This is a genomic window from Streptomyces sp. MNU76 (assembly GCF_020982545.1).
Lineage (GTDB): Bacteria > Actinomycetota > Actinomycetes > Streptomycetales > Streptomycetaceae > Streptomyces.
Genome location: NZ_JAJKLK010000005.1, coordinates 312,801 through 333,919, shown reverse-complemented (window position 1 = coordinate 333,919; position 21,119 = coordinate 312,801). Strand labels below are relative to the sequence as shown.

Annotated in this window: 13 protein-coding genes, 1 tRNA gene and 4 pseudogenes; 6 read left to right on the top strand and 12 right to left on the bottom strand. The window is 68.7% G+C overall.

The window, feature by feature from the left end; all coding sequences use genetic code 11:
- Positions 1–112: 112 nt before the first annotated feature.
- The 3 genes and pseudogenes from E4N62_RS14855 to E4N62_RS14845 all read left to right on the top strand — a co-directional run.
- Positions 113–1,475, top strand: a pseudogene (locus tag E4N62_RS14855) (aspartate aminotransferase family protein); the annotation flags it as partial.
- 65 nt (positions 1,476–1,540) lie between these two features.
- Positions 1,541–2,989, top strand: coding sequence for a lysine N(6)-hydroxylase/L-ornithine N(5)-oxygenase family protein (locus E4N62_RS14850; RefSeq protein WP_230214879.1), 1,449 nt, complete (start codon positions 1,541–1,543; stop codon positions 2,987–2,989).
- A 137-nt stretch (positions 2,990–3,126) separates the two neighbouring features.
- Positions 3,127–4,568 (top strand): annotated as a pseudogene (locus tag E4N62_RS14845) (NF041680 family putative transposase).
- Between the two features lie 179 nt (positions 4,569–4,747).
- Here E4N62_RS14845 and E4N62_RS14840 read toward each other — a convergent pair.
- Complete coding sequence (locus tag E4N62_RS14840) at positions 4,748–6,559, bottom strand: 5'-nucleotidase C-terminal domain-containing protein (RefSeq protein WP_230214747.1); 1,812 nt, start codon at positions 6,557–6,559, stop codon at positions 4,748–4,750.
- A 177-nt stretch (positions 6,560–6,736) separates the two neighbouring features.
- Between E4N62_RS14840 and E4N62_RS14835 the strand changes: the two are divergent.
- Together E4N62_RS14835 and pyk are read left to right on the top strand one after the other, a co-directional pair.
- Positions 6,737–7,445 (top strand): annotated as a pseudogene (locus E4N62_RS14835) (SIMPL domain-containing protein).
- 111 nt (positions 7,446–7,556) lie between these two features.
- Positions 7,557–8,991 (top strand): annotated as a pseudogene (pyk, locus tag E4N62_RS14830) (pyruvate kinase).
- A 3-nt stretch (positions 8,992–8,994) separates the two neighbouring features.
- Here the strand turns inward: pyk and E4N62_RS14825 are convergent.
- Both E4N62_RS14825 and E4N62_RS14820 read right to left on the bottom strand, forming a co-directional pair.
- A complete protein-coding gene (locus tag E4N62_RS14825; RefSeq protein ID WP_230214744.1) occupies positions 8,995–9,780 on the bottom strand; it encodes a helix-turn-helix domain-containing protein in 786 nt (261 codons plus the stop codon).
- 80 nt (positions 9,781–9,860) lie between these two features.
- Positions 9,861–9,943 (bottom strand) — tRNA-Leu (locus E4N62_RS14820).
- Between the two features lie 99 nt (positions 9,944–10,042).
- Here E4N62_RS14820 and E4N62_RS14815 point away from each other — a divergent pair.
- The gene (locus E4N62_RS14815; protein WP_184895350.1) at positions 10,043–10,696 is read left to right on the top strand and encodes an ANTAR domain-containing response regulator; all 654 of its coding nucleotides are present in this window, start codon (positions 10,043–10,045) and stop codon (positions 10,694–10,696) included.
- Between the two features lie 85 nt (positions 10,697–10,781).
- Here the strand turns inward: E4N62_RS14815 and E4N62_RS14810 are convergent, their stop codons facing one another.
- From E4N62_RS14810 to E4N62_RS14770, 9 genes are all read right to left on the bottom strand, one after another.
- Positions 10,782–11,498: an ABC transporter ATP-binding protein gene (locus E4N62_RS14810; protein WP_230214740.1), complete on the bottom strand. Its 717-nt coding sequence runs from the start codon at positions 11,496–11,498 to the stop codon at positions 10,782–10,784.
- Positions 11,495–12,391, bottom strand: coding sequence for an ABC transporter ATP-binding protein (locus E4N62_RS14805; protein WP_230214737.1), 897 nt, complete (start codon positions 12,389–12,391; stop codon positions 11,495–11,497). The genes E4N62_RS14810 and E4N62_RS14805 overlap by 4 nt, the downstream gene beginning before the upstream one ends.
- A 3-nt stretch (positions 12,392–12,394) precedes the next feature.
- The gene (locus E4N62_RS14800) at positions 12,395–14,221 is read right to left on the bottom strand and encodes a branched-chain amino acid ABC transporter permease (protein WP_230214736.1); all 1,827 of its coding nucleotides are present in this window, start codon (positions 14,219–14,221) and stop codon (positions 12,395–12,397) included.
- Between the two features lie 5 nt (positions 14,222–14,226).
- Positions 14,227–15,159: a branched-chain amino acid ABC transporter permease gene (locus E4N62_RS14795; protein WP_230214734.1), complete on the bottom strand. Its 933-nt coding sequence runs from the start codon at positions 15,157–15,159 to the stop codon at positions 14,227–14,229.
- 113 nt (positions 15,160–15,272) lie between these two features.
- Entirely contained in the window at positions 15,273–16,502 is a 1,230-nt protein-coding gene (locus E4N62_RS14790) for a branched-chain amino acid ABC transporter substrate-binding protein (RefSeq protein ID WP_230214733.1), read from the bottom strand.
- Between the two features lie 279 nt (positions 16,503–16,781).
- A complete protein-coding gene (locus E4N62_RS14785; protein ID WP_230214731.1) occupies positions 16,782–17,441 on the bottom strand; it encodes a Tat pathway signal sequence domain protein in 660 nt (219 codons plus the stop codon).
- Positions 17,438–17,854, bottom strand: a complete 417-nt coding sequence (locus E4N62_RS14780) for a hypothetical protein (protein ID WP_230214730.1) — start codon at positions 17,852–17,854, stop codon at positions 17,438–17,440. The genes E4N62_RS14785 and E4N62_RS14780 overlap by 4 nt, the downstream gene beginning before the upstream one ends.
- A 78-nt stretch (positions 17,855–17,932) precedes the next feature.
- Positions 17,933–18,421 carry a hotdog fold thioesterase gene (locus tag E4N62_RS14775; RefSeq protein ID WP_215454578.1) on the bottom strand — a complete coding sequence of 163 codons (489 nt, stop codon included), beginning with the start codon at positions 18,419–18,421 and terminating at the stop codon, positions 17,933–17,935.
- 65 nt (positions 18,422–18,486) lie between these two features.
- Positions 18,487–20,766 (bottom strand): FdhF/YdeP family oxidoreductase, encoded by a 2,280-nt coding sequence (locus tag E4N62_RS14770; RefSeq protein WP_230214728.1) that lies wholly within the window; start codon positions 20,764–20,766, stop codon positions 18,487–18,489.
- Positions 20,767–21,119: the final 353 nt, after the last annotated feature.

Genomic DNA, 21,119 nt, shown 5'->3' with positions numbered 1-21,119 from the left:
GCTGTCGTTGAGGGGGTTCTCCCATACCCTCTTTCGGCTGTAATTGACGGCCTTTTCGGGCCCGGCACCCGATTGGCGTACAAAATGGGATTCCCCGTGCTCGGAGGAATCCATGACCGCTGCGCCTCTCGCGTCGGGACCCCACGGTCCCGACGCGCTCCGGCAGCTGCTCGACACCGTGCTCGACGCGTTGCGAGAAGGGGCCGAGGCCCGGGGCGGACCCCTCCCCGCCGGCGGCCCGGAGACGGTCGCGGCGGCGGTGCGGGACGCGCTCGGCGAGCCGCTGCCCGCCGACGGCGACCCGGACGCCCTGCACCGCCTGGTCCGGGCCGTCGCCGCCGGCACCGCAGACCCGGCCGACCCCCTCTGCGCGGCCCATCTGCACACCCCGCCCCTGGCCGTCGCCGCCGCGGCCGACCTCGCCGCGTCCGTGCTGAACCCGTCCCTCGACTCCTGGGACCAGGCCCCGGCCGCCTCCGCCCTCGAAGCACTCGTGACACAGGCCCTGGCCAAGGAGACCGGCGCCGCCGACGCGCTGGTCACCACCGGCGGCACCGAGTCCAACCAACTCGCCCTGCTCCTGGCCCGCGAGACACACCCCGGCGTACGGCTCGTCTGCGGGGCCAACGCCCACCACTCCCTCGCCCGCGCCGCCTGGCTGCTCGGCCTGCCCGAACCCGTCGTCATCCCCACCCCATGGCACCCTCGACCCCGCCGCCCTGGACGACGCCCTCACCCACCTCCAGGGCCCCCTCCTCGTCGCCGCCACCGGCACCACCGACGCCGGACTCATCGACCCCCTGCCCGCCCTCGCCGACCTCTGCCACGGCCACGGAGCCCGGCTCCACATCGACGCGGCCTACGGCGGCGGCCTCCTCTTCAGCGACCGGCACCGCCCCCGCCTCGACGGCCTCACCCGCGCCCACACCATCACCCTCGACCTGCACAAACTCGGCTGGCAACCGGTCGCCGCCGGACTCCTCGCCGTACGCGACACGACCGACCTCGCCGCCCTCGACCAACGCGCCGACTACCTCAACGCCGACGACGACACCGACGCCGGCCTGCCCGACCTCCTCGGCCGGTCCCTGCGCACCACCCGACGGCCCGACATCCTCAAGACCGCCGTCACCCTGAAAACCCTGGGACGCACCGGACTCGGCACGCTCGTCGACCAAGTCTGCGCCCTCGCCCATGAGTTCGCCGCCACCGTCGAGGCACACCCCGCCTTCGAGCTCTACGACCGGCCCACCCTCAGCACAGTCCTCTTCCGACCCGCCGGAGCCCCCGACACCACCGTCGCCGGCATCCGCCGCCGGCTCCTCCACGAGGGCCGGGCCGTCCTGGGCCGCGCCTCACTCGACGACCGGCTGTGGCTCAAGACCACCCTGCTCAACCCCCACGCCCGGCCGGACGACCTCACCGCCCTGCTGAAACTCGTAGACCTCGCACGCCTCGCCGAAGGACACACCCCACATGAGCACGACCCCCGCCCCCGACCGGCCCGACCTCGAAGCCCCGCGACCTCGTCGGCGTCGGCATCGGACCGGCCAACCTCTCCCTCGCCGCCCTCGCCCACCCCCTCACCGAACTCGACGCCGTCTTCTACGAACAGCGCCCCGCCTTCGACTGGCACCCGGGCCTGCTCATCGACGGCGCCACGGTCCAAGTGCCGTTCCTGGCCGACCTGGTCACCCTCGCCGACCCCGTCAACCCCTGGTCGTTCCTGAACTACCTCAGGACCCGCGACCGCCTCTTCCCGTTCTACTTCGCCGAGCGGTTCCACATCCAACGCGCCGAGTACGACGCCTACTGCCGCTGGGTCGCCGAGAACCTGCCCGGACTGCGGTTCGGCCACCAGGTCGACTGCGTGCGCTGGAACCCCGAACGGGACCTGTTCGAGGTCGACTTCAGCAGACTCGACGCCGCCGGAGAGGTCGAGACGATCGGCCGCACCCACGCCCGGAACATCGTCCTCGGCGTCGGCACCGAACCGTACGTCCCCGAACCCCTCAAGCCGCTCGTCGAGGCGCCCGGCGTGCCCGTCGTCCACGCCGCGGACTACCTCGGCGAACGCGACCGCCTGCTGACCGCCGGACACGTCACCGTCATCGGCGCGGGACAGTCCGGCGCCGAGGTCTTCCTCGACCTCCTCCGGCACCGGCCCGCCGGCCGGGAGGGCCTGCACTGGCTCGGCCGGACCGAGGCGTTCGCACCCATGGAGTACTCCAAGCTGGGCCTCGAACACTTCACCCCGGACTACACCCGCTACTTCCACGCCCTCGCCGAACCCACCCGAGACCGGCTCGTCGCCGCCCAGTGGCAGCTCCACAAGGGCATCGGCGCCGACACCATCGCCGCCATCCACGACGAGCTCTACCGCCGCACCCTCGACGGCGGCTGGCCCGACGCCGTCCTCACCCCCGGCGTGCACGTCCGCACCGCGGGCCGGCTCGCCACCACCCGCGTCGAACTCCACCTCGAACACAGCGAACAGGGCACCCGCTCCCGCCTCACCACCGACGCCGTCGTCCTCGCCACCGGCTACCGCCAACGCCCCCTGAACCGCGTCCTCGCCGGCCTCGACCCGTACATGCGACGCGACAGCCGCGAGCGGCCCCGCGTCGACGAGAGATTCCGGATGATCCTCGACCCGTCCGTCACCGCCTCCGGCTGCCACGTCTACGTCCAGAACGCCGAACTGCACACCCACGGCGTCGGCGCCCCCGACCTCGGCCTCGCCGCCTGGCGCAGCGCCACCATCCTCAACACCCTCACCGGCAAGGAGCCCTACCCCCTCCCCGGCCGCACCGCCTTCACCACCTTCGGCCTCGACCCCGGCCGCAGATCCCGCCCGCACGCGGCCCCCCCACGATCCCCTCACACCCCTCGTCGACGTCAGGTAATCGAAAGGTACGGCGCCGGCGCCGGCCCGAAAGCCGTCGCCGACGCCGTCGACCCGTCCCTCCCGGGTCCCCAGGACCTCTAGCTTGTTCTTTTTCTTTCGGTCTCGAACGGTGTCTCGAACTGGGTCGCTCACCTGGGGATTCGCCGGACGTGGGGGCGGCCTTCGTCTGATCCTGTGCTCCGACCAAGGTGCACGTGACCACGACGAAGGCCGTGAGGGTGAGTCTGCTGCGTGATGCTGTCCGGAGTGAAGCGTTCGCGGAAGCGTCACGCTTCCGGGGCGAGTTCTACGAGTGTCTGACGGCTCGGCGCGACGAGTTGTTCGAACTCACCGACGCGGTGCTGTGTGCGGAGGGGGCGGTGAAGTCCCCGGTGGATCTGACGCTGCTGCCCGAGCATCGTCGTGGGCACGGCGCGATGTACGGCGGACTGAACCACGGACGGATCGATGTCGGCCGGCTGCGGACCGTGCTGGCCGGGCTGTCGCTGCCGCGTTTCGACGGCGGGCGCCTGGTCCTGGCGGTCGACGTGTCGCCGTGGCTTCGCTCGGACGCGCCGTGCTCGGCCGAGCGGCTGTTCTGCCACGTATACGGCCGCGCGAAGACGGCGTCACAGTTCATTCCGGGCTGGCCCTATTCCTTCGTGGCCGTGCTGGAGCCGGGCGCCACGTCCTGGACCGCGATCCTGGACGCGGTCCGGCTCGGCCCGGCGGACGACGCGACCGCCATCACCGCCGCCCAGCTGCGGGGCGTCGTGGAGCGGCTCGTCACCGCTGGCCAGTGGCAGACCGGGGACCCGCATATCGTGATCGTCAGCGACGCCGGCTATGACGTCACCCGCCTGGCGTGGGTCCTGCGTGACCTGCCCGTCGAGCTGGTCGGCAGGGTCCGGTCCGACCGCGTCATGCGGTTGCCGAAGCCGTCCCGCCGGCCGGGGACGAATGGTTGCCGCCCAAGCACGGCCCGGAGTTCCGCTTCACCAGGCCGGAGACCTGGCCCGAGCCCGCGATCACCACCGTCACCGACACCAGCAACTACGGCAAGGCCGAGACTCAGGCATGGGACCGAGTCCACCCAAGGCTCACCCACCGCTCGTCCTGGCTCGACCACGACGGTGAACTACCCCTGGTTGAGGGCACGTTGATTCGACTGAAGGTCGAGCACCTGTCAAAGGAACGAGACGCGCCGCCGGTGTGGTTATGGTCCTCGAAGACCGGCGCCACCCCGGACGATGTGGACCGTTTCTGGCAGGCATTTCTCCGTCGATTCGATCTGGAGCACACCTTCCGCTTCGCAAAACAGACCCTCGGCTGGACCACCCCGAAGCTCCGTACTCCCGAGGCGGCGGACCGCTGGACCTGGATCCTGATCGTCGCTCACACCCAGCTCCGGCTCGCCCGACCGCTCGCTACGGACCTCCGCCGGCCCTGGGAGAAACCCACCACCCCGGACCGGCTCAGCCCGGCCCGGGTCCGCCGGGGGTTCAGGAACATCCGCGCTCACCTCGCCTGCCCGGCCCGCGTTCCCAAACCCCAAGGCGCCGGCCCCGGACGCCCACCCGGCGCCAAGAACAGACACCGGGCACCCCGCTACGACGTCGGCAAGACCGTCAAACGCCCCGAGACCCTCAAGGCCATCGGCAAGCCCGGAAGATCTTGGTAGATAAAGAACAAGCTCTAGGGGGTGTTTCGAAAGTCCCGCACAGCACCCACGGCGCCCGGCACGCACTCTCGCCGCACCGGCCGAAACCCCAAGTACGTCCAGTACGAGGGCTTTCGTCCGGCACGCCGAGAGCACGCACCGGACACCGCGGGCACCGCACAGGACTTTCGAAACACCCCCTAGAAGACCGGCGTACCGTTCCGCGTCAGCCTCCAGTCCACCGAAGCGAACTGCGCCGGGTCGATCGACCCCTTCGCCTTCACCCACGCGATCATCGTGTTACGGATCTCGTCCGAGTTAGACCACAGCAACGGCGACGCGGCCACATGCGGGAAGTTGCCACCACCATTGGCCCGGTAGTTGTTCACCGCGAACACGAACTTCTGATCGTCCGCCAGCGGAGCACCCTCGAACCGCACGTTCGTGATCCGCGACCCCGCCGGCTTCGCGATGTCGATCTCGTACGACAGCCCGCTCACCGCGTCGTAGTTGTAGTCCGGCGTCCCGTTCGCGTTCGTCAGCTTCGCCGGATCGACCACCGCGTCCGCCGCCGTCTGCACGAAGTAGTTCGCCGAGAACTCCAGATACGCCTTCATCTGCGCACCCGTCATCAGACGCGCCTCCAGCGTGTTCTCGAAGACATACAGACCCGCCACATCCCGGATCGTCACGTTCCCCGCCGGAATCACCGCGCTCCGCGAGAACGCGGCCGCCTGCGACAACACCGGCAGCGACCCGTACTCCGACGACGCGAGCGCCTGCCTCACCGTGTCCGCCTGAATGTGGTTGATCAGATCGATGATCGGCACATCCTTGTACGGCGCCTCCACCGACGTCATCTCGGCCGCGTTCGTACCGATGACCTGATTGACGTACGCCACGACCTTCTCGTGCTCGTCACCCAGCATCCTCACGATCGCCGGGTCCTCCTCCACCGTGTTGGAGTTCAGCACCTGCGCCGCGACCTTCTCGACCTTCCAGCAGCCCTTGCTCCACACCAGCTCGAAGTCGAACAGCGTCAGCCGCTGCCCCCACTTCAGCGGCTCCGACAGCACGACCCGCTTGCCCGTCTCCTTGTTGGTGACGAAGTACTCCGGGATCTCCGTGTGCGCATGCCCCACGAGAATCGCGTCGATCCCCGGCACCTGCTCCGCCACCAGCCCGGCCGCGTTCTCGATGTACGGCAGCTGATCACCGTACGACGACGTCCCCGACGAACCGCTGTGCGCCGACACGATGACGACATCCGCCCCCATCGACCGCAGTTTCGGCACCCACTTCGCCGCCTGCTCCTCCAGCCCCGGGAACGTCATCTTCCCCTGCACGTTCGCCTTGTCCCAGATCGCGATACCGGGATTGGTCAGCCCGAGCACCGCCACCTTCACATCACGCCCGAACGGCGTACGCAACCGGTGCATGCTGTACGGCGGAAAAGCCGGACGCAGCGTCTTCGCGTCCAGCGCGTTCGCCCCCAGCAACGGGAAACGACACTGCTCCTGGAACTTCCGCAGCACCGGGATGCCGTAGTTGAACTCGTGGTTGCCCAGCGCCGCCGCGTCGTAGTCCATCGCGTTCATCGCCTGCGCCATCGGGTGCACCGGACCACCCTTCGCGGTGATCGGGTCCACCTTCGCGTAGTAGTACGACAACTGCGTGCCCTGAATGGTGTCACCGGCGTCGATGAGCAGCGTGTTCCGGCGCCCCTTCTCCTCACGGATCCGGTTCACCAGCGTCGAGATCTTCGCCAGACCGACGTCGTTGTGCGCCTTGTCGTCGAACTCCTTGTCCGTGAAGTAGTCCCAGTTGAAGACGTTCCCGTGCAGGTCCGTCGTCCCCATCACGGTGAAGCTGTACCGCTTCGGCGCCTTCCGCCCCCCGGCCGCCGTCACCTCGGCCGCCTGCGCACTCGGAGCGAGCGCCGTACCGGCGACGGCCACGCCCGCCCCGGTTACGGCCGACTTCTTCAGAAACTTCCGGCGGTTCAAGGGCATCTCGGGGCACTCCTCGGAGAAACGGACGATCTCAACGCGCGTAGACAGAGTCGACAGTCAACTCCACAACGCGCGTAGATTCTGACCCGACCCACCCCCACCGCAACAGACCCCACAGGTTTCGATCTGATGACCGGCCCACCCCACCACCAGCCCACCAATGACAGAGTGGGGCGTATGACCACCAGCAGCGAGGAACCCCAGCCCACCGCCGTCCCCTACGGCACCCCGACGCCCCGCATCGCCGTACGCGGCGAAGCCCACCTCGAAGTCGACCCCGAGATAGCCCGCATCGGAGTCACCGTCCTCGCCCGCGGCAAGGACCGCCGCGCCGCCCTCGACGACCTCACCCGCCGCAACACCACCGTCCTCGACCTCGTCAAGACCTACGGCGAAGCCGTCGACCGCCTGGAGACCGGCGCCTTCTCCATCACCCCCGAACTCAAAGGCAGAGGTGAACGCATCCAGGCCTACCACGGCCGCGTCCACATCGCCGCCGACCTCACCGACTTCACCGCCCTCGGCGAACTCACCACCCGCCTCGCCGACCTGGACCTCACCCGAGTCGACGGCCCCTGGTGGTCCCTCCGCCCCGACTCACCCGCCCACAGGCAGGCCCGACAGAAAGCGGTGAAGGAGGCGGTGCAGCGCGCCCGGGAGTACGCCGAAGCCCTCGGCACCACCCTCGCCGCCCTCGTCGAACTCGCCGACATCGGCGCCGAAGCCCCCAACCCCTCCGCCCCGCAGCCCCGGCGGCCTCATGCGCTCCGCCCGAGCCAAGGGCGCCGACGACACCGACGCCCCACCCCTCGACCTCGAACCCCAACGCCAACGCGTCCACGCACAGGTCAACGCCCGCTTCACCATGCACCCGCCACGCCTGTGACGGACCGGCCCCTCGGCTTGTGACTACTTGTCAAATACCTTTCACCCGAACGCCGTTGAGTAGTCACGCTCCGCCAAATCACTACCAGCGGGTAAGCCATAGGCTCGAACCATGCGCCGAGCAAAGATCGTCTGCACCCTCGGGCCCGCCACCGACTCGTACGACCAGATCAACGCACTGGTCGAGGCCGGCATGGACATCGCCCGCTTCAACCTCAGCCACGGCAGCCACGCCGAACACGACGAGAGGTACCGGCACGTCCGCAAGGCCGCCGACGAGACCGGCCGCAGCGTCGGCACCCTCGCCGACCTCCAAGGCCCGAAGATCCGCCTCGGCCGCTTCACCGAAGGCCCCGTACTCCTCGAACGCGACGACACCTTCACCATCAGCGTCGAGGAGGCCGCCGTCGGCGACAGCGACGGCTGCGCCACCACCTACACCGGCCTCGCCACCGACGTCACCCCCGGCGCACACATCCTCGTCGACGACGGCAAGGTCACCCTGGAGGTCACGGCCGTCGACGGCCCCCGCGTCCACACCCGCGTCGTCGAAGGCGGCATGGTCTCCGACCACAAGGGCCTGAACCTCCCGGGCGTCGCGGTCTCCGTCCCCGCCCTCTCCGACAAGGACGAGCACGACCTCCGCTGGGCGCTGCGCACCGGCTTCGACGTCATCGCCCTGTCCTTCGTCCGCACCGGCCGCGACATCGAACGCGTCCACCAGATCATGGACGAGGAAGGCCGCCGACTCCCCGTCATCGCCAAGATCGAGAAACCCCAGGCGGTCGACGCCATCGAGGAGATCGTGGCGGCGTTCGACGGCATCATGGTCGCGCGAGGGGATCTGGGCGTCGAGATGCCCCTGGAACAGGTCCCGTTGGTCCAGAAACGCGTGATCAAACTCGCCAAGCGCAACGCCAAACCGGTCATCGTCGCCACCCAGATGCTCGACTCGATGATCCACAACTCCCGGCCGACCCGCGCCGAGGTCAGCGACGTCGCCAACGCGGTCCTCGACGGCGCGGACGCGGTGATGCTGTCCGGCGAGACGAGCGTTGGCAAGCACGCGACGGACGCGGTCCGCACGATGAGCCGCATCGCGGCGGCCGCGGAATCGGACATGCTGGCGGCAGGCCTCCCACCCCTCACCGAGCACAACAAACCCCGCACCCAGGGCGGCGCCGTGGCCCGCGCGGCGGCGGAGATCGGCGACTTCCTCGACGCGAAGTACCTGGTCGCCTTCAGCCAGTCCGGCGACACGGCCCGCCGCCTCTCCCGCTACCGCTCCCCGATCCCTCCTCGCCTTCACCCCTGACCCGGCCACCCGCTCCCAGCTGAGCCTCACGTGGGGCGTGGAGACGTTCCTGGGCCCGCGCGCCGACTCCACGGACGCGATGGTCGCCCAGGTGGACGAGCTGCTGTCGCAGTACGGCCGCTGCGAGAAGGGCGACGTGGTGGTGATCACGGCGGGCTCACCGCCGGGGGTGGCGGGCTCGACGAACATGGTCCACGTCCACCGCATCGCCAAGGACGGCGACCCGCGGTAGCCGTCAGTACTTGGGGCCGACGTGGGCGTCCATGAGGGCGACGGAGGCTTTGCGGGCGACGGAGATGTTGAAGGGGTCGCTGCCGCGGGCGAGTGTTGTCCACTCGACGCCCACTTTGTCGAGGGTATCGGTGAAATGCTTCCGGATGTCGTCGGATTTGTTGGTGAAGAAGTAGCGCGGGTACTCATAGCGCTTGGTCACGCCAGCGACGAGGCGGGTCGTCCAGTTGGTGATCCGGCACCCGTCGGAGTGGACGAGGCCACGGATGAACTCCCAGGGGTGGGCGTCGACGATTTCCTGTTGCCAGGGCTCGAGGGTGATCGGGCGCTCATGCTTTCTGCCGGGGCCGTGCTGAGGGAAGAGGCACCACAGATGCATGGAGTAGAGCTTGAGCTCTCGGCAGCCTTTGCGGCGGACCCTGCAGACCGAGTTGATGGGGAACACCGACCGCATTGCGCTTTCGCACTCGTCCATGAGACCTGGGTGTGACTCGGCGCAGGTGATTGACAGGCTGGGTGACCGCATGGCGCGGTTCTGGATGATGTGACCATCGCCGAGGTAGAGGCCGAGAAGATAGGAGTAGGCCGGAGCGTTGAGGTCGCCGTCGCACCGAGGACATGGCGGTGGCTGGTGTCCTGGGCACTCACCGCGTGTGGCTCGGTCGGCATGTTTCCAGTAGCCGATGGTGCCGACCGGGATGTTGAACTTGCGGGCGACGTCAGCGTTGCGGGCCCCGTCGCGCAGGAGTGTGAGCACCTGCTGTCGAACCTCAGTACCGTGAAAGTTCATGCGGCTACTCTGAGTGAGTGATCGAAGCGATGCGCAGCAAAAAGCGGATGTTCACGAGAACGTGAACATCCGCTTCTGAGTGCCCGGTGTGGGATTCGAACCCACATGCCCTAAGGCACGGTGGTTTGAGCACCGCGAGTCTGACCAGTTCCTCCAACCGGGCAAGCTGTGTAGCTGCGGGAAGTGTACCGGTTCACCGGAGTGACCTGCAGCTAGGTACCCTCGTGTCAGCAGCACCCCTGCCCTGCAGCTAGGAGCCCCCGTGACCGCCCCCGAGTCGCCCCAGCCCGTCGCCGACGACGATGACAAGTCGCACGTGCCTCCGCTGACGACCCGTGTCGTCATCGCCGAGGACGAGGCGCTGATCCGTCTCGATCTCAAGGAGATGCTCGAAGAGGAGGGCTACTCCGTCGTGGGCGAGGCCGGTGACGGAGAGCAGGCCATCGAGCTGGCCCGTGAGCACCGGCCGGATCTGGTGATCCTGGACGTGAAGATGCCGAAGATGGACGGGATCTCCGCGGCGGAGAAGATCGCGGAGGAGCGCATCGCGCCCGTGCTGATGCTGACCGCGTTCTCGCAGCGCGATCTCGTCGAGCGTGCCCGGGACGCGGGTGCGATGGCGTATCTGGTGAAGCCGTTCAGCAAGAGTGACGTGGTGCCGGCCATCGAGATGGCGGTGTCGCGGTTCACGGAGCTGAAGGAGCTGGAGAAGGAGGTCGCCGATCTCACGCTGCGCCTGGAGACGCGCAAGCTGGTGGATCGCGCGAAATCGATTCTGCAGACGGAGTACGGGTTGACGGAGCCGGCGGCGTTCCGGTGGATCCAGAAGACGTCGATGGATCGTCGGATGTCGATGCAGCAGGTGGCGGAGGCGGTCATCCAGGACGCCGATGAGAAGAAGGCGTCCAAGGGTTGATCCGGCTGTCCTGAGGTCTGATACGACGAGGCCCGCACCCCCTGTCTGAAAGGGGGTGCGGGCCTCGTCGTATGTGGGCCGGAGGTTAGTCCTCGCCGAGGTAGGCCTTGCGGACCGACTCGTCGTGCAGGAGGTCGGATCCGGTGCCGGAGAGGACGACCTTGCCGATCTCCATGACGTGGCCCTGGTCGGCGAGGGAGAGCGCCGCCTGGGCGTTCTGTTCGACGAGCAGGATGGTGGTGCCCTGGGACTTCAGTTCGGCGATGGTGGCCATGATCTTCTGCATCATGATCGGGGAGAGGCCCATGGAGGGCTCGTCGAGCATGAGCAGTTTCGGCTGGGACATGAGCGCGCGGCCCATGGCCAGCATCTGCTGTTCACCGCCCGAGAGGGTTCCGGCGGCCTGTTTGCGACGTTCGCCCAGGATGGGGAAGAGGTCGTAGGCGCGCTGGATGTCCTTCTCGATGCCGGGCTTGTCGTTGCGCAGGAAGGCGCCGAGGCGGAGGTTGTCCTCGATGGTCATGCGCGGGAAGATGTGCCGCCCCTCGGGGGAGTGGGCGAGTCCGAGCGCGACGATGTCGTGCGCGGGGATCTTCTTGAGTGACTTGCCGTTGAACTTGATCTGGCCGCCGACGGGCTTGAGGAGGCCGGAGAGGGTGCGCAGGGTGGTGGTCTTGCCGGCGCCGTTGGTGCCGATGAGGGTGACGACCTCGCCGGCGTTGACCTTGAAGGAGATGCCCTTGACGGCTTCGATCTTGCCGTAGGCGACCCGGAGGTCTTCGACTTCGAGGAGTGCGGTCATCGGTCGTTCTCCTTGCCGGGCGCTGCGTCGGTCGTGGCCTCGGCGTGTGCTTCGGCGGCTTCGACTTCGGCGACCTCGTCCTGGCCGGGTGCGTCTTCGAAGGGTTCGCCGAGGTAGGCGGCGACGACGCGTTCGTCGCCCTGGACGGTGGCGCTGTCGCCTTCGACGAGTTTTTCGCCTTGGACGAGGACGGCGACGCGGTCGCAGAGGTTGAAGATGAACCGCATGTCGTGCTCGATGACGAGGACGGCGATGCCCTTGTCGCGGATGGCGAAGACGAGTTCTTCGGTGGTCCGCGTTTCCTGGGGGTTCATGCCGGCGGTGGGCTCGTCGAGGAGGAGCAGGCCGGGTTCGCTCGCGAGTGCCCGGGCGATTTCGAGCTTGCGCTGTTCGCCGTAGGGGAGGTTGCGGGCGAGGTGTTCGGCCTTGTTGGCCAGGCCGACGAACTCGAGGAGTTCCATGGCGCGTTCGCGGCTGGCGGCTTCGGCCTTGTGGAAGCCGGGGCCGCGGAGGAGGGCGGACCAGAGGCCTTCCTTGGTGCGGGTGTGGCGTCCGACGAGGACGTTTTCCAGGACCGTCATGTTGGCGAAGAGACGGATGTTCTGGAAGGTGCGGGCGATGCCGGCGGCGGTGACCTTGAAGGACTTGGGCGGCAGGACCTGGCCTTTGTACCGGACTTCTCCCTCGGTGGGGATGTAGAGGCCGGTGAGGCAGTTGAAGAAGGTCGTCTTGCCGGCGCCGTTGGGGCCGATGAGTCCGACGATCTCGCCGCTGTTGACGGTGAGGTTGACGTTGCGTACGGCGGTGAGGCCGCCGAAGCGCATGGTGACGCCGCGGGCGTCGAGGACGGTCTCGCCGGGTGCGGTGTCCTTGGTGGTGGTGTCGGTGGTCATGGGTCAGGCCCCTGCCTTGCTGAGGACTGTGGGTGCTTCGGCGTCTTCGTGGAACTCGAGCTGGCGGCGCCGGTTGGGGATGAGGCCTTCCGGGCGGAACCGCATGAGCAGGACGAGCGCGAGTCCGAAGGCGAGGAGCTGGTAGTCGCCGAGGAACTGGAGCTTGGCCGGGATGAGGTAGAGCAGTGCGGCGCCGACGAGGGGGCCGCTGATGGTGCCCATGCCGCCGAGGACGACGGCTGCGAGGAGGAATGCCGAGTTCGGCGGGACCACGTGGGCGAACTGGTACTGCTCGGGTGTCACGGTGTAGGTGACGTGTGCCTGGACCGTGCCGGCGAGGCCGGCGAGGGTGGCGCCGAGGGCGAAGGCGATGAGCTTGACCCGGAAGCCGTTGATGCCCATGGCGAGGGCGGCTGTCTCGTCTTCGCGGATCGCGATCCAGGCGCGGCCGATGCGGGAGTCACTGCTGCGTCGGAAGACCACGACGACGACCAGCGTGATGAGGAGCATCAGCAGGAAGTAGTTGGCGAACCGCGCGATGGTGAATCCGAGGAAGGTGTGTTCCTGGCCGAAGTCGAAGCCCAGGATGTTGAGGTTGGGGATCGAGGAGATGCCGTTGGAGCCGTTGGTGATGTCCGGGCCGGAGGTGCCGTCCATGTTGAGGACGGCGATGCGGAAGATCTCACCGAAGCCCAGGGTCACGATGGCGAGGTAGTCGCCGCGCAGTCGGAGGGTCGGGGCGCCGATGAGGACGCCGAAGACCATGGCGACGGCTGCTCCCAGGATGGCGGAGAGCCAGAAGGGGAGGTGGATGTCGAACGGTGAGGAGGGGGAGCCGGAGACCATGGCGGCGGTGTAGGCACCGACGCCGAGGAAGGCGACGTAGCCGAGGTCGAGGAGGCCGGCGAGGCCGACGACGATGTTGAGGCCGAGGGCGACGGTGGCGAAGATCAGGATGTAGACGCCGATGGTCGCGTAGCGGTCGTCGGACTGGGTGAAGGGGAATGCTGCGGCCGCGGCGAACGCGCCGAGCATGGTGATGTTGCGGTGCTTGGTGGTGATTGCGGAGACGCGGCTGATCAGGCCGGCCTTGGCGATGGCGGCGAAGCCGAAGCCGGCGGTGATGAGGAAGCCGACGAAAAGTTCGTCGTATTCGGTGCCGATGCCGTAGGTGAAGACGATGAGGCCGATGGCGAGGGTGGCGACGATGATCAGGATCTCGGCGTACGAGGGCAGTTGCCGGGCCGGGGCCGGGGTGTTGGTGGCGAAGGCGCCCTTGACCACGGCGATGGTGTGCCGTGTCTTGTGGCGGAACTCGTCCCAGCCGGTGTCGTCGGGGTCGACCGGGTCGGGCGCGGGCCGTTCGAACGGCAGGGAGAGCGCGCCGAGGAGGGCCGCGAGGGTCGCGGTGGCGGCGATCCAGGCGCCGGGTTCCAGGTTGACCAGGCCGCCGAGTTGGACGGTGATCGCGATGATCGTGAACCAGGTGGTGGCGAACGCGGCGAGGGCGGCCAGTTTGATGGCGCTGTCGGCGCTTGCCGGAGTGAGCCAGCGCAGGCCCCTGACGCCGTAGGAGGCGATGGCGAACAGGGTGGTGAGGGCGCCGCCGATGAGGACGAGGATCTGGAGGCCGCCGGGGTTGCCGTAGAAGGTGAGGTCGCCCGGGAAGGCGGGGGTCCAGGTCCAGGCGAGGAAGGTGGAGATCACGGCGAGGACGCCGCCGCCGGTGGCGAGGGCGCGGCCTATGTGCTCGGGGATGCCCACGAGGCCTTGGGAGTTGCTGTCGGTGGGGGCGCTCGGGGCCATGGGTGCTGTGTTCTGTGTGGTCATCGATGTCACGCCCTGTCCGCCACGCGCTCGCCGAGCAGGCCTTGTGGCCTGAAGAGGAGTACGAGGATGAGGAGTACGAACGCCCAGACGTTGGCCCAGGACTGGCTGCCGAACTGCTCCATGCCGGGGATGTCGGCGATGTAGGCGGTGGAGAGGGCTTCGGCGACGCCGAGGACGATGCCGCCGAGCATGGCGCCGTAGATGTTGCCGATGCCGCCGAGGACAGCTGCGGTGAAGGCTTTGAGGCCGAGGATGAAGCCCATGCGGAATTGGACCTGGCCGTACTTGAGGCCGTAGGCGACGGCTCCGACGGCGGCGAACGCGGCGCCGAGGGCGAAGGCGACCACGATGATGCGGTCGGTGTTGATGCCCATGAGCTTGGCGGTGTCGGGGTCCTGGGCGGTGGCCTGCATGCCGCGTCCGGTGCGGGTCTTCATGACGAAGTAGGCGAGGATCGCCATGCTGACGGGGGCGGCGGTGAGCAGGAAGATGTCACCGGTCTGGATGGTGACATTGCCGATCTCGAAGGGGCCGCCGTCGATCTGTGGGAAGTTGATCGACTGCTTGGCGTCGGGGTACCAGGCCCATACTGCTTGCTGCAGGGCCAGGGAGAGTCCGATGGCGGTGATGAGGGGGGCGAGGCGTGGGGCGCCTCGCAGGGGGCGGTAGGCGAACCGTTCCGCTCCTACGGCGACCATGACGGCGGCGATGATGCCTCCGACGAGCATCAGCGGAAGTGCTGCCCAGATCGATGTGCCGTCGGGCAGTACGTACAGGTAGATGGTGAGAGCGCCGAAGCCACCCACCATGAAGATCTCGCCGTGGGCGAAGTTGATGAGCTGGACGATGCCATAGACCATCGTGTAGCCGATGGCGACCAGCCCGTACATGGATCCCAGTAGCAGGCCGTTGACCAGCTGCTGCGGCAGTTCGTTCACCGCATGTCCTCCGAGGCTTTCGGATGTTTCGACGAATGGTGGCCGGATGCGAGTCCGCGCGGGGCGCTTGATGGTGCGGCGCCCCGCGCGGCTCGTGGGTGGTGTGGGCTGGGTCAGCCGGTGTAGGTGCCGGACTTCACCGGCTTCCACTCGCCGCCCTCGACCTTGTATACGGTGAGCTGCTTGTTGGTCGTGTCGCCGTATTCGTCGAAGGAGACCTTGCCGGTCACTCCGTCGAAGGAGACGTTCTGTGTGGCTTCGACGATCTTCGCGCGGGCGTCGCTCGGGAGCTTGCCGTCGTTGTCCTCGGTGACCTTCTTCACGGCTTCGATGATCGCCCAGACCGAGTCGTAGGCGTAGCCTCCGTAGGCCTCGTAGGCCTCCTTGTAGCCTGCGGCATCGTAATTGGCGATGAACTCCTTGGCGGAGTCGAGTTCCTCGATGGGCGCGCCGACGGAGGTGGAGATGTCGCCTTCGCTGCTGGAGCCGGCGAGCTTGACGTACTCGGGGCTGTAGATGGCGTCGCCGCCGGCGAATGTGACCTTGGCGCCCGCTTCCTTGATCTGCTTGGCCAGCGGGCCGGCCTGGGGGTACTCGCCGCCGTAGTAGACGGCCTCGGCGCCGGAGTTCTTGACCTTGGTGGCGACCGCGGCGAAGTCCTTGGTCTCGGGGTCGATGTGCTCGGTGCCGACGACCTTGCCGCCGAGCTTCTTGAACTCGTCGGTGAAGGTGCCGGCGAGACCGGCGCCGTAGGTCTTCTTGTCGTCGATGACGAAGACCTTCTTCTTCTTGGCGTCGTTGTAGACGTACTGTGCGGCGAACGGGCCCTGGATGGCGTCCGTGGTCGCGGTGCGGAAGTACGACTTGTACGGGCGGACCTTGTTGGTCTGCCAGTCGGGTCCCTGGGAGAGGGCCGGGCCGGTGTTGGCCGGGGAGATCTCGACGAGCCCCGCGTCGTCGAAGACCTTCTGCATGGATTCGGCGACGGAGGAGTTCAGCGGGCCGACGACGCCGAGGACGTCCTTGTTGGCGACGAACGTGGTGGCGTTCTGCTGGCCCGAGGAGGGCTGCGCCTGGTCGTCGAGGGCCTCGATCTTGAAGGTTATGCCCTCGACGTACTTGTCCTTGTTGGCGGTCTTGGCGGCGAGGTCGGCGGAGTTCTTGATGCCGAGACCCAGCGCGGAGAGGTCACCGGTCAGCGGGGCGTCGACGCCGATGACGACAGTGGTGCCACCTTCGGCTTCCGAGCCGCCGTTGCCCTCGTCGCGCGAACCGCAGGCGGTGAGAGTGAGTGCTCCCGCCGCCAGCGCGGCGGTGATGGCGATGAGCGAACGTTGACGCACGATCAGTCCTTTCCCTGGCACGGCCCTTCCTGTTGGAAGTGGCCGAGTCGAGCGCTGGGCCGAAGACGTGACTTCGATTCCGTTGGCGCGGTGACTGGCCGTGACTCTAAGCGTGTGTGGGGAACGTGGAGGAGAGTCTGACGAAGGCTGTGACTCTCTTGTTATGACACGAGGTAATGCAGAGCGGTACTCAGTGGGTGGATGCGCGGAATTCAGGCCGATTCGCCCTGTCCACATGGTGAGAAAGTGCAGGGTCGGCGCGGGTGGGGTCAGGAGTGTTCAGCTTTTTGGTGATGACGTGGAATCGTTGCCGCAGGCTGCTCGAAGGGTGTCGGAGAGGTCTTGTGCGTAGCGCTCACCCAGGATGAAGCTGTGCGCTTCTATTGCGCGCGTATTACGTAGAGTTACATCCAGGAAGGGAAGTCCGGCGTTCTCCGGTGCTTTCCCGCATTCGAGGACGCGCATGGTGACGACGATCTTTCGCGCCTCTTTCGTCCCGATCCGGAACGGAGTCCTCGGGTCCGTGCGCAGGGACAGTCCCGCGTAGGGCTGGGTCATCCGGTCGACGGTGATCGCGGGGCCGTACCGCACGCTCAGCTCCACCTCGAAACCGAAGCGGCCGCGCGGCGTCCCCTCGGACCGCGCCACCGGACCGAGGTAGGCGACCACGACGGCCTGGGAGGGGTACGGCGTCTCGCGCGGCGTCGGCTGCGGTGTCGGTGCCGCTGTGGGCCGGGTCGCGTAGAGGTAGCCGCCGCCGACGAGTACGGCGACCGCCGTCGCGCCCGCGAGCACGGCCCGGCGGTGCCGGGCGTACACCTGGGCGTACCGCCCGCGCGGCGGTTCGGGTGGGGACGCGGTGTCCGGGGTCGTCGTGTCGTCCGCTGTGTCCCACGCGCGCGTGCCCTCGCCCGGCTCCACGGGGCCGACCCCGCTCAACTCCAGGGCCCCTCGCCGGGACCGCCCGAGCGGTACCACTCCTGGCAGTCCGCGCGGGCCCGCTGTTCGATCAGCCGCCGGGTGGCGGCGGAACCGGCGCGCTTCTTCTCGGCCCTGGCCTCGTCGACGACCTCCCGCAGGATGTCGTACTGCCCGTTCGACAGTCCCATGGACTGATAGTCCCCATAGGTGTCGCCGTCCAGCACCTCCAGCGACCAGTGCGTGACGAGCTTCGCGCACAGGTCCTCGGGCGGGGTGGCCGACGGTGACGCCGATCCGCCGTCCCGCGCGCTCGTCGAGGGGCCCGCCGTCCCGCCGGTCGGTCCCGCCCCCGCGCACCCGGTGACCAGCACGCCGATCAGCAGCGCCGGCCCGAGCGCCGCCCCCGGCCAGAGGGCTCCTCCCGTTGCCATGCCCCGACGCTAGAGCCTGGGCGCCCCGGGGGACCAGAGGCGAACAGGTCGCGCCGGCCCGCCCCTCGTCCGTACGTCTCACTCGGCGTTCCGGGCCCTTGCGTCCGGGGCGGCGGGGGCGTCCCGCAACAGACAGGTCAGCCGGGCCGTGCACACCCTCCGGCCCGCCTCGTCGCTGATCACGATCTCGTACGTCGCCGTCGAGCGGCCCTGGTGCAGGGGGGTGGCGACACCGGTCACCAGCCCGGACCGTGCGCCCCGGTGGTGGGTGCAGTTCAGGTCCACACCGACAGCGATCTTGGAGCTGCCGGCGTGCAGCATGGAGCCCACCGAGCCGAGCGTCTCCGCCAGCACGGCGGACGCGCCGCCGTGCAGCAGCCCGTACGGCTGGGTGTTGCCCTCCACCGGCATCGTGCCGACGACCCGGTCCGCCGAGGCCTCCACGATCTGTACGCCCATCCGGGTGCCCAGGTGTCCGGCGGAGAACATCGCGACCAGGTCGATGCCGAGACTCGCGTACTCGTCGATGACCTCTTGCGGGAACTTCACGTGGTGCTGCTCGCCCATGGGGCTCCGTTCGTCGTCGGTCGCCTGCGCCGCCGGCGGGGTGCGCCGGTGTGCTGAGCAAACGCTCAGTCGGTGGACGATTGTTCCAGACGGACCACGACGGACTTGCTGGCCGGGGTGTTGCTGGTGTCGGCGGTGGAGTCCAGCGGCACCAGGACGTTGGTCTCCGGGTAGTAGGCGGCCGCGCAGCCGCGCGCCGTCGGGTAGTGCACCACCCGGAAGCCGGGGGCGCGCCGCTCGACGCCGTCCTTCCACTCGCCCACCAGGTCCACGTACGACCCGTCGGCGAGCTTCAGCTCCCGCGCGTCGTCGGGGTTGACCAGCACCACCCGGCGGCCGTTCCTGATGCCCCGGTAGCGGTCGTCCAGGCCGTAGATGGTGGTGTTGTACTGGTCGTGCGAGCGCAGCGTCTGCAGCAGCAGACGGCCTTCGGGCAGCCGCGGGTACTCCACCGGCGCGGCCGTGAAGTTGGCCTTGCCGGTGGCGGTGGGGAAGCGGCGCTCGTCGCGCGGGGCGTGCGGGAGGGCGAAGCCGTTCGGGTCGGCCACGCGCGCGTTGAAGTCCTCGAACCCGGGGACCACGCGCGCGATGCGGTCGCGGATGGTCGCGTAGTCCTTCTCGAACTCCTCCCAGGGCGTGCGGCTTTCCTCGCCGAGGACCCGGCGGGCGAGCCGGCACACGATGGCCGGCTCCGACAGCAGCTGCCCGCTCGCGGGCTCCAGCCGGCCGCGTGAGGCGTGCACCATGCCCATGGAGTCCTCGACGGTCACGAACTGCTCGCCGCCGCCCTGGAGATCGCGCTCGGTGCGTCCCAGGGTGGGCAGGATCAGCGCCCGCGCGCCCGTGACGGCGTGCGAGCGGTTCAGCTTCGTCGACACGTGTACGGTCAGCCGCGCCCGGCGCATCGCCGCCTCCGTGACCTCCGTGTCGGGGGACGCCGAGACGAAGTTGCCGCCCATCGCGAAGAAGACCTTCGCCTTGTCGTCGCGCATGGCCCTGATGGCCCGTACGACGTCGTAGCCGTGCTCCCGGGGCGGGGCGAAGCCGAACTCCTTCTCCAGGGCGTCCAGGAACGCCGGGGCGGGCCGCTCGAAGATGCCCATCGTGCGGTCGCCCTGCACGTTGGAGTGGCCGCGCACCGGGCAGACACCGGCGCCGGGACGGCCGATGTTGCCGCGCAGCAGCAGGAAGTTGACCACCTCGCGGATGGTCGGCACCGAGTGCTTGTGCTGGGTGAGACCCATGGCCCAGCAGACGATGGTCCGCCGCGAGGCGAGGACCATGCGCAGCGCCTCGTCGATCTTCTCGCGGGTGAGGCCGGTCGCGGTGAGCGTCGCGTCCCAGTCGGCGGCGCGGGCGGCCTCGGTGAACTCCTCGAAGCCGTGGGTGTGTTCGCGGACGAACTCCTCGTCGACCGCGCCCTCCGTCTCCAGGATCAGCTTGTTCAACAGACGGAACAGGGCCTGGTCGCCGCCGATACGGATCTGGAGGAACAGGTCGGTGAGGGCGGCGCCCTTGAGCATGCCCTGCGGCGTCTGCGGGTTCTTGAACCGCTCCAGCCCCGCCTCGGGCAGCGGGTTCACGGTGATGATCTTCGCGCCGTCGGCCTTGGCCCGCTCCAGCGCGGAGAGCATCCGTGGGTGATTGGTCCCCGGATTCTGCCCGGCGACGATGATCAGATCGGCCTGGTAGAGGTCTTCCAGCAGGACGCTGCCCTTGCCGATGCCGATGGTCTCGTTGAGCGCGGAGCCCGACGACTCGTGGCACATGTTGGAGCAGTCCGGCAGGTTGTTCGTGCCGAACTCGCGGGCGAACAGCTGGTACAGGAACGCGGCCTCGTTGCTGGTGCGCCCGGAGGTGTAGAAGAGCGCCTCGTCGGGGGAGTCGAGGGCCTTCAGCTCCTCGGCGACGATGCCGAAGGCGCGGTCCCAGGACACCGGCTCGTACCGGTCGCCGCCCTCGGGGAGGTACATGGGGTGGGTGAGCCGCCCCTGCTGTCCCAGCCAGTAGCCGCTGCGCGTGGCGAGATCGGCCACGCTGTGGGCGGCGAAGAACTCGGGGGTGACCCGGCGGAGCGTGGCCTCCTCGGCGACCGCCTTCGCGCCGTTCTCGCAGAACTCCGCCGCGTGCCGGTGGTCCGGCTCCGGCCAGGCGCAGCCCGGGCAGTCGAAGCCGTCCTTCTGGTTGACCCGCAGCAGCGTCAGCGCGGTCCGCTTCACGCCCATCTGCTGCTGCGCGATCCGCAGGGTGTGCCCGATCGCCGGCAGCCCCGCCGCGGCGTGCTGGGGTTCCGCGACCCGGGGCGCGTCCTGAACCGGATCATTCTTCGGCGCCTTGCCGGCCATGGCTGCTCCCCATTCGCATACGTGCTCGTCGGGCGGTGGCTACACCTCCGATCCTCGCACGCGTCATCACCCCCGAACGAGGCCGACCGCTGATCGCGACGACGGGGCGGCGACCGGGCCGGGACCAGGGTCGTGGAGGGCGGGGCGGGGCTTCGGCGGGCGGGGCCGGTGGCAACGGGCGGTCGGCGGCGCACGCCACCGGTGGTCGGAGACGGGCGACGGGTGCCACCATGCGCTGCCCGCGCTGCCCGCGCTGCCCGCGCTGCCCGCGCTGCCCGCGCTGCCCGCGCTGCCCACGGCGTCCGGAAGTGTCCGGCTGAGTCCGGCTGGGTCCGCGGTGGTCGTCGTCCGAG

Bases quoted from the DNA above. Each gene is read 5' to 3' on its own strand.
- E4N62_RS14780 (WP_230214730.1), bottom strand. From the start codon at position 17,854: ATGGCAACGGGAGGAGCCCTCTGGCCGGGGGCGGCGCTCGGGCCGGCG.
- E4N62_RS14805 (WP_230214737.1), bottom strand. From the start codon at position 12,391: ATGACCACCGACACCACCACCAAGGACACCGCACCCGGCGAGACCGTC.
- E4N62_RS14770 (WP_230214728.1), bottom strand. From the start codon at position 20,766: ATGGCCGGCAAGGCGCCGAAGAATGATCCGGTTCAGGACGCGCCCCGG.
- E4N62_RS14775 (WP_215454578.1), bottom strand. From the start codon at position 18,421: ATGGGCGAGCAGCACCACGTGAAGTTCCCGCAAGAGGTCATCGACGAG.
- E4N62_RS14840 (WP_230214747.1), bottom strand. From the start codon at position 6,559: ATGCCCTTGAACCGCCGGAAGTTTCTGAAGAAGTCGGCCGTAACCGGG.
- E4N62_RS14800 (WP_230214736.1), bottom strand. From the start codon at position 14,221: ATGACCACACAGAACACAGCACCCATGGCCCCGAGCGCCCCCACCGAC.
- E4N62_RS14810 (WP_230214740.1), bottom strand. From the start codon at position 11,498: ATGACCGCACTCCTCGAAGTCGAAGACCTCCGGGTCGCCTACGGCAAG.
- E4N62_RS14825 (WP_230214744.1), bottom strand. From the start codon at position 9,780: ATGAACTTTCACGGTACTGAGGTTCGACAGCAGGTGCTCACACTCCTG.